The 12,129-nt window shown below is 67.3% G+C and carries 16 protein-coding genes; 12 read left to right on the top strand and 4 right to left on the bottom strand.

The annotated features are described in order from the left end of the window. Positions 1-63 precede the first annotated feature (63 nt). From ING98_11780 to ING98_11725, 12 genes are all read left to right on the top strand, one after another. Positions 64-1,080: a KpsF/GutQ family sugar-phosphate isomerase gene (locus ING98_11780; GenBank protein MCA3102547.1), complete on the top strand. Its 1,017-nt coding sequence runs from the start codon at positions 64-66 to the stop codon at positions 1,078-1,080. Beyond that, complete coding sequence (locus tag ING98_11775) at positions 1,077-1,628, top strand: HAD hydrolase family protein (protein MCA3102546.1); 552 nt, start codon at positions 1,077-1,079, stop codon at positions 1,626-1,628. Before ING98_11780 ends, ING98_11775 begins: the two co-directional genes overlap by 4 nt. A gap of 35 nt (positions 1,629-1,663) precedes the next feature. Continuing rightward, positions 1,664-2,203 carry an LPS export ABC transporter periplasmic protein LptC gene (lptC, locus tag ING98_11770; GenBank protein ID MCA3102545.1) on the top strand — a complete coding sequence of 180 codons (540 nt, stop codon included), beginning with the start codon at positions 1,664-1,666 and terminating at the stop codon, positions 2,201-2,203. A gap of 35 nt (positions 2,204-2,238) precedes the next feature. Then, positions 2,239-2,910 (top strand): lipopolysaccharide transport periplasmic protein LptA, encoded by a 672-nt coding sequence (gene lptA / locus ING98_11765; GenBank protein MCA3102544.1) that lies wholly within the window; start codon positions 2,239-2,241, stop codon positions 2,908-2,910. Positions 2,911-2,993: 83 nt separating this feature from the next. Continuing rightward, a complete protein-coding gene (gene lptB, locus ING98_11760; GenBank protein MCA3102543.1) occupies positions 2,994-3,716 on the top strand; it encodes an LPS export ABC transporter ATP-binding protein in 723 nt (240 codons plus the stop codon). Positions 3,717-3,815: 99 nt separating this feature from the next. After that, complete coding sequence (locus ING98_11755; protein MCA3102542.1) at positions 3,816-5,297, top strand: RNA polymerase factor sigma-54; 1,482 nt, start codon at positions 3,816-3,818, stop codon at positions 5,295-5,297. Positions 5,298-5,360: 63 nt separating this feature from the next. After that, positions 5,361-5,684 carry a ribosome-associated translation inhibitor RaiA gene (gene raiA / locus ING98_11750; protein MCA3102541.1) on the top strand — a complete coding sequence of 108 codons (324 nt, stop codon included), beginning with the start codon at positions 5,361-5,363 and terminating at the stop codon, positions 5,682-5,684. Between the two features lie 48 nt (positions 5,685-5,732). Beyond that, the gene (locus tag ING98_11745) at positions 5,733-6,230 is read left to right on the top strand and encodes a PTS sugar transporter subunit IIA (GenBank protein MCA3102540.1); all 498 of its coding nucleotides are present in this window, start codon (positions 5,733-5,735) and stop codon (positions 6,228-6,230) included. Beyond that, complete coding sequence (locus ING98_11740; GenBank protein ID MCA3102539.1) at positions 6,199-7,158, top strand: HPr kinase/phosphorylase; 960 nt, start codon at positions 6,199-6,201, stop codon at positions 7,156-7,158. Before ING98_11745 ends, ING98_11740 begins: the two co-directional genes overlap by 32 nt. A 61-nt stretch (positions 7,159-7,219) precedes the next feature. Continuing rightward, positions 7,220-8,056, top strand: a complete 837-nt coding sequence (gene rapZ, locus ING98_11735; protein MCA3102538.1) for an RNase adapter RapZ — start codon at positions 7,220-7,222, stop codon at positions 8,054-8,056. Between the two features lie 59 nt (positions 8,057-8,115). Further along, complete coding sequence (locus ING98_11730) at positions 8,116-8,766, top strand: hypothetical protein (protein ID MCA3102537.1); 651 nt, start codon at positions 8,116-8,118, stop codon at positions 8,764-8,766. Then, on the top strand, positions 8,766-9,347 hold the full coding sequence (locus tag ING98_11725) for an LON peptidase substrate-binding domain-containing protein (protein MCA3102536.1): 582 nt from the start codon (positions 8,766-8,768) through the stop codon (positions 9,345-9,347). The genes ING98_11730 and ING98_11725 overlap by 1 nt, the downstream gene beginning before the upstream one ends. Here the strand turns inward: ING98_11725 and ING98_11720 are convergent. Genes ING98_11720 through ING98_11705 form a run of 4 tightly spaced genes read right to left on the bottom strand, consistent with a single transcriptional unit; the run spans position 9,344 to position 12,127 of the window. Further along, positions 9,344-9,670, bottom strand: a complete 327-nt coding sequence (locus ING98_11720; protein MCA3102535.1) for a Na+/H+ antiporter subunit G — start codon at positions 9,668-9,670, stop codon at positions 9,344-9,346. The two genes, ING98_11725 and ING98_11720, sit on opposite strands and share 4 nt — an antisense overlap. An 8-nt stretch (positions 9,671-9,678) precedes the next feature. Further along, positions 9,679-9,948: a K+/H+ antiporter subunit F gene (locus ING98_11715; GenBank protein MCA3102534.1), complete on the bottom strand. Its 270-nt coding sequence runs from the start codon at positions 9,946-9,948 to the stop codon at positions 9,679-9,681. Continuing rightward, positions 9,927-10,475, bottom strand: coding sequence for a Na+/H+ antiporter subunit E (locus ING98_11710; GenBank protein ID MCA3102533.1), 549 nt, complete (start codon positions 10,473-10,475; stop codon positions 9,927-9,929). Before ING98_11710 ends, ING98_11715 begins: the two co-directional genes overlap by 22 nt. Next, positions 10,475-12,127, bottom strand: a complete 1,653-nt coding sequence (locus tag ING98_11705) for a monovalent cation/H+ antiporter subunit D (GenBank protein MCA3102532.1) — start codon at positions 12,125-12,127, stop codon at positions 10,475-10,477. The genes ING98_11710 and ING98_11705 overlap by 1 nt, the downstream gene beginning before the upstream one ends. Positions 12,128-12,129 lie beyond the last annotated feature (2 nt).

Here is a 12,129-nt window from a genome sequence, read left to right as displayed (position 1 = left end):
GCTCGATGGTAACATTCGGCGCTGATGAATCCGACCGCCGCTTCCACCGCAGCCCACGCCACCATGCCCGCAGACCCCTCTCCACACGCTACGCCCGCCGGCTCCGTGCGCGCCTCGGGGAAGGCCCTCGCGCTGGCGCGCCGGGTGCTCGAGATCGAGTCGGCCGCAGTAGCAGCGCTGGCCTCCCGGATCGACGACGGCTTCCTGCACGCGCTCGACATCGTGCTCGCATGCCGGGGCCGCGTGGTGGTCAGCGGCATCGGCAAGTCCGGCCATATAGCGCGCAAGATCGCGTCGACGATGGCGAGCACCGGCACACCCGCATTCTTCGTGCACCCGGCCGAAGCCATGCACGGCGACCTCGGCATGATCACCCGCGACGACGTGCTGGTCGCGTTGTCCTACTCGGGAGAGACCGAAGAACTGCTGCGCATCGTACCGGTCATCCGGCGGCAGGGCGCGCGCCTGATCGTGATCACCGGCAACCCGCGCTCGGCACTGGCGCGGGAGGCCGATGCATTGCTCGACGCCAGTGTCGCGGAAGAGGCCTGTCCGCTCGGGCTTGCGCCGACAGCCAGCACCACAGCCGCGCTGGCCTTCGGCGATGCGCTGGCCGTTGCGCTGCTCGATGCACGCGGTTTCGGCCCCGACGATTTCGCGCGTTCGCATCCAGGCGGCAAACTGGGGCTGCGCCTGCTCACGCATGTCGCCGACGTGATGCGTACCGGGGAGGCGCTGCCGCTGGTCGCGCCGACGGCGACGCTGTCGGCGGTGATCGTCGAAATCAGCCGCAAGGGCATGGGGTTCGCGCTCGTCGTCGATGAAGGGCGCAAGCTGCTGGGCGTGTTCACCGACGGCGACCTGCGGCGCCTGATCGACAGCGTCTCCGACCTTCGAAGCGTCACTATCGACGGCGTGATGAGCCGGACGCCGCGCTCGATCGGCGCGCAGGCGCTCGCGGTCGAAGGCGTTGCCCTGATGGAGCAGCACCGCATCAACCAGTTGCCGGTGGTAGACACCGACAACCGCGTCGTCGGTGCACTGAACATGCACGATCTGTTCGCCGCGGGCGTCGTGTGAAACGACCGGGTCGGCAGGTTCCGCTCGCGGACCGCTGGAAGCAGATCCGTCTAGCCGTGTTCGACGTGGATGGCGTGCTTACCGACGGCACGCTGGCCATCGCCGCGCAGGACACGGCGAGCGTCGAGACGAAGACCTTCCACGTACTCGACGGCCATGGCATCAAGCAGATGGCACAGGCGGGCGTAGAAGTGGCCTGGATCTCCGGGCGCAATTCGCCGGTGGTGGCGGCGCGCGCGCGCGAACTCGGCGTGACCCGACTGCACCAGGGGATCGGCGACAAACTGCCGGTCCTGCAGGCGATACTGGATGAACTGGCGATCGATTTCGACCGTGTGCTCTGCATCGGCGACGACCTGGCAGACCTGCCCCTGATGCGCCGGTGCGCGATCGCGTTCACCGTGCCGCATGCGCCAGCCACGGTGAAGCTGCAGGCGGACGCGGTGACCAGGCTGCCGGGCGGGGGTGGCGCGGTGCGCGATCTGTGCGACCGGCTGCTGCATGGCATCGGTCGGCACGACCTGCTCGACGAGCCGGAACGATGCTGAGCGATCGCCTGGCGCTTGCCTTCCCGGTATTCGTCGTGGCACTGCTCACGGCGCTGAGTTTCTGGCTCGAAGCAGTGGTGCAGCAGGCCAATCCCCGGTCCGCGGAGGTCCGGCATGACCCGGACTTCATCGTCGAAAACTTCGTCGCCAGCCAGACCAGCCCCGAGGGGCTGCTGAGGCACACGCTGCGGGCGCGGCGCATGACGCATTTCCTGGACGACAACGCCAGCCATCTCGAACAGCCGAGCCTGGTCCACTTCACGGACCAGGGGCTGGAGGTCACCGCCCAGTCCGACCATGCGCAGATGTCGGGCGACGGTCAGGTGATCCAGTTGTCCGGAAACGTTCGCCTGACCCGGGCGCCGGTGGCCAACCAGAGCGAACTGGTGCTGCTCACCGAAAGCCTGCTGGTCGCGCCGGACAAGAACTTCGCCCGAACCGATGCCCCGGTGGTTATCCGGAATGCGACGTCCCGCACCGATGCGGTTGGCCTAGAATTCGATTACAACACGCGGCAGCTGGAGTTGCTGCGGGATGTCCGCACGACCTGGCAGGCGCGGCACAACCGCCCCTGATGCACGCACCGCTCCCGAAACACCGTTCCCCGTCCATGCAGTCAATCCACGCGCCGTCCCCCTGCCCGTCCGCTGGCCGCCGTGCGGGCGCGGTCCTGCTCGCACTGCTGCTGTGCCTGACGGTGCAGCCAGCGGCCGCCGAGAAGGGCGATCGCGACAAGCCGATCAACATCGAAGCCGACCGCGTGCAGGTCGACGACGCGAAACAGGAGAGCGTCTTCACCGGCAATGTACAGATCACGCAGGGCACTCTGATCATCCGGGGAGAACGTGTGATCGTGCGCCAGGACAAGCAGGGGTTCAACTACGGCATCGCGTTCGCGGGGCCAAAGGCACAGGCTTACTTCAGGCAGAAACGCGACGGCCTCGACGAGTATGTCGAAGGCTGGGCAGACCGTCTCGAGTACGATGGCCGCAAGGAGACCGTACAGTTCTTCACCCGCGCGAGGCTGCTGCGCGGCGCAGATGAAGTTCGCGGCGACTACATGGTGTACGAGATGCAGACCGAGGTGTTCCGCGTGGTCGGCGGCGGCAAGGGCGCCGCCACCGGCAACAATCCCGAAGGACGCGTCCGGGCGGTGATCCAGCCCAAGCCGAAGGAGGATGCGGAGCAGGGAGCATCCGGGGCAGCTGCCAGGAAACCGGAACCCGCGCCGCCGTCGGTGAAGATCAAGCCGTCGCCGACGATCGCCAACCCGCGTGAGTGACTGACCGAGGTGGCCCGGGCGACTCCATCGGCAACGCCGCGCAGGCACACTGCAACCGTCCCCTGCCATGGCGGGCCGCACCGATGACCATGCTGCGCGTCGAGCGCCTGCAGAAGTCCTACCGGTCGCGCAAGGTCGTGAAGGATGTCTCGCTCGAAGTCGGCAGCGGCGAGGTGATCGGCCTGCTCGGGCCCAACGGCGCCGGCAAGACCACCTGCTTCTACATGATCGTGGGCCTGGTCGCGGTCGATGCAGGAGAAATCCACATCGATGAGCAGCCGCTGACGCGGCTGCCGATGCACCGGCGGGCGCGGCTCGGCCTCTCGTATCTGCCGCAGGAGGCATCGATCTTCCGGCGCCTGTCGGTCGCGGACAACGTGCGCGCGGTGCTGCAGCTGCGCGACCTGTCGCCCGCCGGCGTCGAGACGCGGCTCGCCGAACTGCTCGAAGAGCTCCATATCTCGCACCTCGCCGGCAACCCGTCGATGAGCCTGTCGGGCGGCGAGCGCCGGCGCTGCGAGATCGCCCGAGCGCTGGCCACCGATCCGCGCTTCATCCTGCTCGACGAGCCGTTCGCCGGCGTCGATCCGATCGCGGTGATCGACATCCAGAAGATCATCGGATTCCTGCGCGAAAAGGGCATCGGCGTGCTGATCACCGACCACAACGTGCGGGAAACGCTGGGCATCTGCGACCGTGCCTACATCATCACGGATGGCACCGTGCTGGCTTCCGGCAAGCCCGAGGAAATCGTCTACAATGAATCGGTTCGGAAGGTCTACCTCGGAGAGCATTTCCGGCTGTAGCGCCGTCCTGGCCATGCTCCCGAGAATCCCCCGCCTCCACAAAAGCCACCCTGCAGCGGCCCCGCGCGACATGCGGCACCTGCTCGATCGTCGGACGCGATGAAGAACGCCCTGCAACTCCGGCTGTCCCAGCACCTGACGCTTACGCCCCAGCTGCAGCAGTCGATCCGGCTGTTGCAGTTGTCCACGCTCGACCTGAACCAGGAACTCGAGCGCTTCCTGCAGGAGAACCCGCTGCTCGAGCGCGAGGATGACGGCGATCCTGCGCTGGAACCGCTGCCGGGCGGGATTGCCGCGGGCGAGCAGCCGGGCGTCACCGTGACCGAGCCGGAGGTCGCCGAAGCGCGCAGCGACGACCGCCCGACCGACCAGGCTGCCGAGCACGGCGACGGCTTCGAATTCGACGGTGTTCCCGACTCCAGCTGGTCGTCCGACGAAGGCAGCTTCGGCGCGCGCGACACGGACGAGGACAGCGAGTACTCGCAGCAGGTCGCCAGCGCCCCGACGCTGCGCGAACACCTGCTCGGCCAGCTGTCGCTGACGCCGTTGCCCGAGCGCGACAAGGTGCTCATCGAACTGCTCATCGAGGCACTCGACGAGGACGGCTACCTGTCGCAGGACCTCTCCGAGATCGCGACCATCCTGCCTGAAGAGGCGATGGTCGAGATCGAGGAACTGGAGATCGCACTCAAGCATCTGCAGCACTTCGATCCGGTGGGCGTCGGTGCACGGACACTCGGCGAGTGCCTCGGACTGCAGCTGGCGGCGATGCCGGCCTCGGTACCCTGCCGGACGGAGGCGATGCTGGTCGTACGCGACCACCTCGATGCGCTGGCCGCGCGGGACTTCACCCGGCTGCGGCGGGCGCTGCGCTGCGACGAGGACCGCCTGCGCGGCGTACAGGAACTCATCGGCAAGCTGAACCCGCGACCAGGCACGCCGTTCGCGGTGGTAGACACCCGTTACGTGATCCCGGACGTCGTCGTGAAGAAGACCAAGGGCATGTGGGTGTCGTCGCTCAATCCGGACGCAATGCCCAGGCTGCGCATAAACCGGATGTACGCCGAGATCCTGCGCCGCAACCGGGACGCCTCGCACAGTCAGCTCGCGAGCCAGTTGCAGGAGGCCAAGTGGCTGATCAAGAACGTGCAACAACGCTTCGACACCATCCAGCGGGTCTCGCAGGCGATCGTGGACCGCCAGCGGCAGTTCTTCGAGCATGGCGAGGTGGCGATGCGCCCGCTGGTTCTGCGCGAAATTGCCGAGGTTCTTGACCTGCACGAATCGACCGTTTCGCGCGTCACCACGCAGAAATTCATGCTGACCCCGCGCGGCATCTTCGAGCTGAAGTATTTCTTCGGCAGCCACGTATCGACCGAGAGCGGCGGTTCGTGTTCGGCCACGGCCATCCGGGCGCTGATCCGGCAACTCGTAGGATCGGAAGATACGCGCAAACCGCTGTCGGACAGCCAGATCGCGGATATCCTAGGGCAGCAGGGCATCGTGGTTGCGCGACGCACCATCGCCAAGTATCGCGAGTCCCTGCAGATCCTTCCGGTCAACCTGCGGAAGACGATCTGACGGAGCGTGCCACGCCGACTGGCGTGCGCGTTGACAGACGCAACTACACGACAGGGAGAGCGCATGAACATCCAGATCACCGGACATCACGTCGAGATCACATCCGCCATCCGCGATTACGTGAACGGGAAGCTCGATCGCGTGACGCGGCACTTCGACCACGTCATCGACATCAACGTGATCCTCTCCGTCGAAAAGCTGCAGCAGAAGGTGGAGGCAACCGTCCATGTTCGAGGGAAAGAGATATTCGCGGAGAGTGACGACCAGAACATGTACGCGGCGATCGACAGCCTGGTCGACAAGCTCGACCGTTCCGTGATCCGGCACAAGGAAAAGCAGCAGGATCGGCGCGGCAACGCTGCGCCTGCGCCTGAAGCCGACGAATAGGTCCTGGCGGGTCCTCGGGGCCCGCTCCCTCCAGAGCACTCTCGCAGCATGCCCACCGAAACCAACCTCATCGCAGCCCTGCTGCCCGCCACCAACGTACTCGTCGATGCCGACCTCGGCAGCAAGAAACGGGTCTTCGAGCAGGTAGGTCTGCTGGCCGAAAACCACCACCGGGTTGCACGCAGCACCGTGTTCGACAGTCTGTTCGCGCGCGAGCGGCTGGGCTCGACCGGGCTCGGGCAGGCGGTGGCCATACCGCATGGGCGGATCAAGGGCCTGCGCGATGCCATCGGCGTTTTCGTGCGTACCCGGTCACCGATCCCGTTCGACGCGCCCGACGGACAGCCGGTCTCGCTGATCTTCGCGCTGCTCGTGCCGGAACGTGCCACCGACCTCCACCTCGACATCCTCGCCCAGCTGGCGCAGCTATTCGGCGACCGCTCGATGCGCGATCGTCTCGCCAGCGCTGACTCCTCGGCTGCAGTCCACGAACTCTTCACCCAATGGTCACCGAATGCCACGGGTCAGCGCGACGCAGCTGTTTGAAGATACCCGCGGGAAGCTCCAGCTCGCCTGGGCGGGCGGGCACGCATCGCCCGCCAACTGGCTGGACAGTGAGCGCATCAACGCATCGGCACAGGGGCTGATCGGCCACCTGAACGTGATCCATCCGAACTGGATCCAGGTGCTGTCCCCGACCGAGATCCGCCACCTCGATGAGCTGGGCCCGGAAGGCGCCGCGCAGGTACTCGACAAACTGGCATCGAGCGACCTGGCCTGCGTGATCGTGTCGGACGGACAGGCCGTGCCGCCGCCGATCCTCGCGATGGCCGAGGCGCGGCCGGTACCCTTGCTGTCGACGCCCCTCACCAGCATCCAGGTGATGTGGATCATGCGACCCTACCTCGCGCGCGCGCTGGCCGAATACACCGAGATGCACGGCGTACTGCTCGACGTGCTGGACGTCGGGGTCATGATCACCGGGCAGAGCGGCGTCGGCAAGAGCGAACTGGCGCTCGAACTGATCAGCCGTGGCCACGGCCTCATCGCCGACGACGTGGTCGAGCTCTACCGCATCGCGCCCAACATCATCGAGGGCCGCTGCCCGGCGATGCTGAAGGACTTCCTCGAGGTACGCGGGCTGGGCATGCTCAGCATCCGCACGATCTTCGGCGAGACCGCGATCCGCATCAAGAAGAACCTGAAGCTGATCGTCGAACTGCAGCGCGCGAGCGCCGAACAGATGGCCGGGCTCGACCGGCTGCCACTGCGCCCAGAGCGCGCCAGCGTGCTCGGCGTTCCGGTGCGCAAGGTCATCCTGCCGGTTGCGGCCGGCCGCAACCTCGCGGTGCTGACCGAGGCGGCGGTACGCAACTTCGTGCTCGAACTTCGCGGGTTCGACAGCACTCAGGAATTCATGCGCCGCCAGGAGTCCCTGATGGCGGGTCCAGCCGATCCGGACGGTGCCGCATGAAGCCGCGTGGCGAAGGGCGCAGCCCGACCCGACCGGCATATCCAGATGGGGTAGCGCTGCCATGCAGATCACCCTGATCACCGGCCTGTCGGGTTCGGGCAAAAGCGTGGCACTCCATGTGCTGGAGGACCACGGCTTCTACTGCGTCGACAACCTGCCGGTCGGCGTACTGCCGCCGCTGGTGGCGGACCTGCAGGTGCAGGGACAGCAACGGGTAGCGATCGGCATCGACGTGCGCAGCGGCGACAGTCTGGCTTCGCTGCCAGCCGAGGTTGCCCGGCTCAAGGGCGCAGGCCACGACGTACGGGCCGTCTACCTCGATGCGAGCGACGACACCCTGGTCACGCGCTTCTCCGAGACGCGACGGCGCCATCCACTGTCCGACGGCTCTCGCACCCTCGAGGAGTGCATCGAGTGCGAACGCGGGATCCTCGAAAGCGTCGGCGAACTCGGTCACCGCATCGACACCTCGCGCCTGTCCGCGAACGCACTTCGCCAGCGCGTACTGGAGGTGATCGGAATCGATCGCTCGCAACTCACGCTGCTGTTCGAATCGTTCGCCTTCAAGCACGGTTTGCCGCGCGATGCCGACCTCGTGTTCGACGTACGCTGCCTGCCCAATCCGCACTATGACCCGCGCCTGCGCCCGCTGACCGGCTGCGACCCGGAGGTCGTAGCCTTCCTCGAGGCCGAGCCCGAGGTTGCACGGATGCTGGCGCACATCCGGGGCTTCGTCGCCGACTGGCTGCCCTCGTACGTGCGCGACAACCGAAGCTATCTCACCGTGGCGGTCGGCTGCACCGGTGGCCAGCACCGCTCCGTCTACATGGTCGAGCGACTCGCACTTGCCTTTGCGCAGGGCCCGCGCGTGCTCAAACGGCATCGCGAACTGCCGTGAATACCGCCAACCGGGTGTCCCGCCCGCTGCGTCCGCTTCCCGCGTGGCGGTCCATGGCCATGCAGCCTGGCGCGTACGCCCTGGCCCTGTTGCTTGCCCTGCCGCCGCTGGCGGCGGCGCAGTCGCTCCCGCCGCAGCAGCCGCCGCCCGCAGCAAAGACCGACACCGGCTGGGCGAGGGTCAAGTCACCGGGCGCAGACGAACTCTGGTACGACCGCGAAAAGCTCGTATTGTCCGGCGGCGACGTCACCTACTGGCGCAGGGTCGACTTCGCCCTGCCTCAGCAGTTCAGGACATTCCTGGTCGCCTCGGCGCTGTTCCGCGAGCAGATCAACTGCGACGACCACACGATCCGTGTTCATGCGCAGGTGTTCCGCTCGGCCGATGGCGCGATCGTCGAGCAGGTGAACAATCCGATCGCCGAGCCCGTCCCGATCATCCCGGATACGGTCGGCGATGCACTCTGGCGCTCGGTCTGCCCGCTGGTTGCGAGCCATCGCGTGGCCGAAGATCGCCTGAGGACGATGCAGGAACGGCTGGACAACCGCCGCCGGGAACTCGACCGCCTGAGAGTCGAGGTAGAAGACCTTGAGGCGTCGGTCGCACGCCTGCGTACCGAGTCCCGCGACCCGGCCCGTGATGCCGTGCGCGAGGGCGCGCGCGAACAAGCACGGGAAACGCCACGCCAGCCAGGCAGACAGGGTCTCTGATGGAAATGCCGATTTTCCCGCTGGGCACGGTCCTGTTCCCAGGCGGGGTGCTGCCGCTGAAGATCTTCGAGCAGCGTTACCTCGACATGACCAAGGCCTGCCTGCGGGACGGCACGTCGTTCGGCATCTGCCTGATCCGCGAGGGGCGCGAAGTGGGCGCCCCGGCAGTGCCCTCCAGCGTCGGCTGCATCGCGCGCATCCGCGAATGGGACATGCCGCAACTGGGTATCTTCCTTCTCATCACCGAAGGCACCGAACGCTTCCGACTGGGTGGCAGCCGCATCGACCGGTCGGGACTCCTGATCGGCGAAGTCGAACCCCTGCCCCTCCCGGCGGATACGCCGCTGCCGCCGGAGTTCGATCCCTGCGTATCGATGCTCAAGGTGATCGTCGAGAAGATCGGCGAAGACAAGCTGCCGTCGAGCGCCTGCTATCACGATCCTGCCTGGGTCGCCTACCGGCTCGCCGAATTCCTCCCGCTTGAGTCCCCGGCACGGCAACGGCTGCTCGAGATGGACAACGCCGACCTGCTGGTGGGCGTTGTCGCGAAGCTGCTGCGCCAGCAGGGACTCGCGCTCTAGCGCCGATCCGCGTCCTCCTGCTGCGCACATGGCCGGCGGTGCAGCGCGACCCTTGCCACAAGATACGCGGAGACTGGCGCGGTCACGAACAGCAGCAGCGCGACCAGCAGCTCGTTCAAACTCAATTCGCGCTGCGCCGTCCAGGTGGACAGAACCGAAGCTGCCAGCACCAGCCCGACACCGAGGGTGGTCGCCTTGGTCGGTGCATGCATGCGCTGGAACACGTCCTCGAGCCGAAGCAGGCCGATCGAACCGACCAGGGTGAAGCCCGCACCGGCCAGCACCATCAGCGACACCAGCATCTCGAGCAGGTAATCGACCATCGCAGGGCTCATTCCATCACGTCCTTGCGCAACGCGAACTTCGCCAGTGCCACCGTACCGGCGAACCCGATCAGTGCGATCAGCAGCGCGGACTCGAAGTGGACCGGGTCCGACTCCGCGATGCCGAGCAGGATGATCAACGCGATCGCATTCACGTAGAGAGCATCGAGGGCGACGATGCGGTCGGGCAGCGTGGGGCCGCGCAGCAACCGCACCAGCACCAGCAGCATCGACAGGCAGACCAGCCCGATGCCGGTCAGGAGCGCGTAGTCGAGCATGAAAAGATCTCCGCGAGCGGGCGTTCGTAACGTGTCGTGATCGACGCGATCACGGCAACGGGGTCGGGGGCATGCAGGCAGTGGATGGTGAGCACGCGCCGATCGGCGCTGATGCCTGCCGACAACGTGCCCGGCGTCATCGTCACGATCCCGGCCAGCACCGCCACCGCCACCGGATCGTCGAGGGATACCGGTACCTCGATGAACCTCGAACGGATGCGCCGCTTCGGCCCGAGGATCAGCACGGCCACCTCGATGTTCGACCAGATGACGTCGATCGCGACGACCACGGCGAGAGACAACAGGCTGCGCAGCGCCGGCCACCGCCAGCCGCGACCGGCCGGCCGGTCTTCGGCCCCGCAGAGGGCGCGCGTGGCGAGCGGCAGTGCCCATCCGAGCAGCAGGCCCAGCAAGACATGCGCGGGATCGACGGTGTTGTTGAGCAGCAGCCAGAAGACGGCCAGCGTCAGCGTGAGCAGCGGCGCGGGCAGCAGGCGCGAGCGGGCGCGCGGGAAGTGCGCGTGCATCATGCCCCCCTCGCGCCGGGGGGGGCAGCTGGTGGGGCCGCTGATGGGGCCGCCGATGGGGCAACCTCAGGTACGCCACCACGCGTGCGCAGGCGGTCGTCCCCCGGCCCGATGAGGTCCGGCGGTCCGATGAGATCCCGCTGGATCACGGCGTCGACGTATCCGGCAGGATCCAGCAGCTGCGCGCCGGTAGCATCCATGAACTGCTGTACCGGTCGCGCGCCGACGAGCAGCAGCAGGAGCGCTGTGGCGAGGAACCAGGATGGTCCCGCGGACGCCCTCGGCAGGCCGGCGGCGGCACCCGCGGATGCCGCCGTGACGGACGATCCGAGCGGGCGCCAGAACAGCATGCTGCCCGACCGCGCCAGCGCGACGACCACCAGCAGGCTGGAGGCGAAGATCGCCATCCATGACAAGGCCGTCCAGGAGCCATCGATCGCGCCCTGCAGGATGCCGACCTTCGCGATGAAGCCGCCGCCAGGTGGCAGCCCCGACACCGCGATCGCCGCGAACAGGAACAGCGGCGCGAGGTGGCCGGGCCGCAGGGGCGGACCGGGCAGCAGATCGCTGCCGAGCGCGCCCCGTTCATGCGCGATCTCGCCGGCGAGCAGGAACAGCAGTGCCACCGCGAAGGTCGAGTGCACCATGTAGAACAGCGCTGCGGAGAGTCCCTGCGCGGAGAGTACGCCCGCGCCGATCAGCATAGAGCCGACCGACGTGACGACCAGGCAGGCGGCGAGTTCCGCGAGATTTCGGCACGCCAGCGCGGCAATCGAGGCCATCGCCAGCGTGGCGATACCGACCGGCACCAGCCACTCGCCTGCAAGGTTCGCGTCCCCGCCTGCTTCCGCGCCGAACATCAGCGTGCAGGTGCGCACGATCGCGTAGATGCCGACCTTGGTCATCAACGCGAACAGACAGGCAACCGGCGGCGACGCGCTGGCGTAGCCGTCGCGCAACCAGAATCCGAGCGGCAGCACGGCTGCCTTGACCGCGAAGACCACCAGGAGGACCAGCCCCGCGCTGCGCAGCAGGGAGGCGTCCTCCAACGGCGCCGCAGCGACCTGCAGCGCCAGATCGGCCATGTTGAGGGTACCGGTGACGCCATAGAGCAGGCTCGCCGAGACCAGGAACAGCGTCGATGCGACGAGGTTGCACACCAGGTAGTGGAGGGTGGCGCGCTGCCGGCGCACGCCACCACCATGCAGCATCAGGCCGTACGAGGCGATCAGCAACAGCTCGAAGAACACGAACAGATTGAACAGGTCGCCGGTCAGGAAGGCACCGTTGAGTCCCATCAGCTGCAACTGGAACAGCGCATGGAAGTGGCGGCCGCGTGCATCCCATCCGCCCGCTGCGAACCAGGCCACTGCGACCGCCAGCAACGCCGTGAGCAGCAGCATCAGGGCGCACAGGCGATCGAGGACCAGCACGATGCCATAGGGTGCCGGCCAGTTGCCGAGCGGGTAGGCGACGGGCTGCCCGATCGCCGACCATCCGAGCAGGTAGACCGCCGCCAGCACCAGCGAAAGGCAGGAACCGATCGAGACCGCACGGCAGGCGCCAGGCCGCCGCCGGTCGCCGAGGGCCACGATGATCGCGGCCGAAAGCAGCGGCAGAACGACCGGTGCGACGAGGAGGTGCCCGAGCATCG

It is taken from the genome of Rhodocyclaceae bacterium (assembly GCA_020248265.1).
Classification (GTDB): Bacteria; Pseudomonadota; Gammaproteobacteria; order Burkholderiales; family CAIKXV01; genus CAIKXV01.
This window is presented reverse-complemented; position numbering and strand designations above follow the sequence as displayed.

Bases quoted from the DNA above. Each gene is read 5' to 3' on its own strand.
- ING98_11730 (MCA3102537.1), top strand. From the start codon at position 8,116: ATGCAGCCTGGCGCGTACGCCCTGGCCCTGTTGCTTGCCCTGCCGCCG.
- rapZ (MCA3102538.1), top strand. From the start codon at position 7,220: ATGCAGATCACCCTGATCACCGGCCTGTCGGGTTCGGGCAAAAGCGTG.
- raiA (MCA3102541.1), top strand. From the start codon at position 5,361: ATGAACATCCAGATCACCGGACATCACGTCGAGATCACATCCGCCATC.
- ING98_11740 (MCA3102539.1), top strand. From the start codon at position 6,199: ATGCCACGGGTCAGCGCGACGCAGCTGTTTGAAGATACCCGCGGGAAG.
- ING98_11720 (MCA3102535.1), bottom strand. From the start codon at position 9,670: ATGGTCGATTACCTGCTCGAGATGCTGGTGTCGCTGATGGTGCTGGCC.
- ING98_11780 (MCA3102547.1), top strand. From the start codon at position 64: ATGCCCGCAGACCCCTCTCCACACGCTACGCCCGCCGGCTCCGTGCGC.
- ING98_11725 (MCA3102536.1), top strand. From the start codon at position 8,766: ATGGAAATGCCGATTTTCCCGCTGGGCACGGTCCTGTTCCCAGGCGGG.
- lptB (MCA3102543.1), top strand. From the start codon at position 2,994: ATGACCATGCTGCGCGTCGAGCGCCTGCAGAAGTCCTACCGGTCGCGC.
- ING98_11745 (MCA3102540.1), top strand. From the start codon at position 5,733: ATGCCCACCGAAACCAACCTCATCGCAGCCCTGCTGCCCGCCACCAAC.
- ING98_11705 (MCA3102532.1), bottom strand. From the start codon at position 12,127: ATGCTCGGGCACCTCCTCGTCGCACCGGTCGTTCTGCCGCTGCTTTCG.
- ING98_11715 (MCA3102534.1), bottom strand. From the start codon at position 9,948: ATGCTCGACTACGCGCTCCTGACCGGCATCGGGCTGGTCTGCCTGTCG.
- lptA (MCA3102544.1), top strand. From the start codon at position 2,239: ATGCAGTCAATCCACGCGCCGTCCCCCTGCCCGTCCGCTGGCCGCCGT.
- ING98_11755 (MCA3102542.1), top strand. From the start codon at position 3,816: ATGAAGAACGCCCTGCAACTCCGGCTGTCCCAGCACCTGACGCTTACG.
- ING98_11710 (MCA3102533.1), bottom strand. From the start codon at position 10,475: ATGCACGCGCACTTCCCGCGCGCCCGCTCGCGCCTGCTGCCCGCGCCG.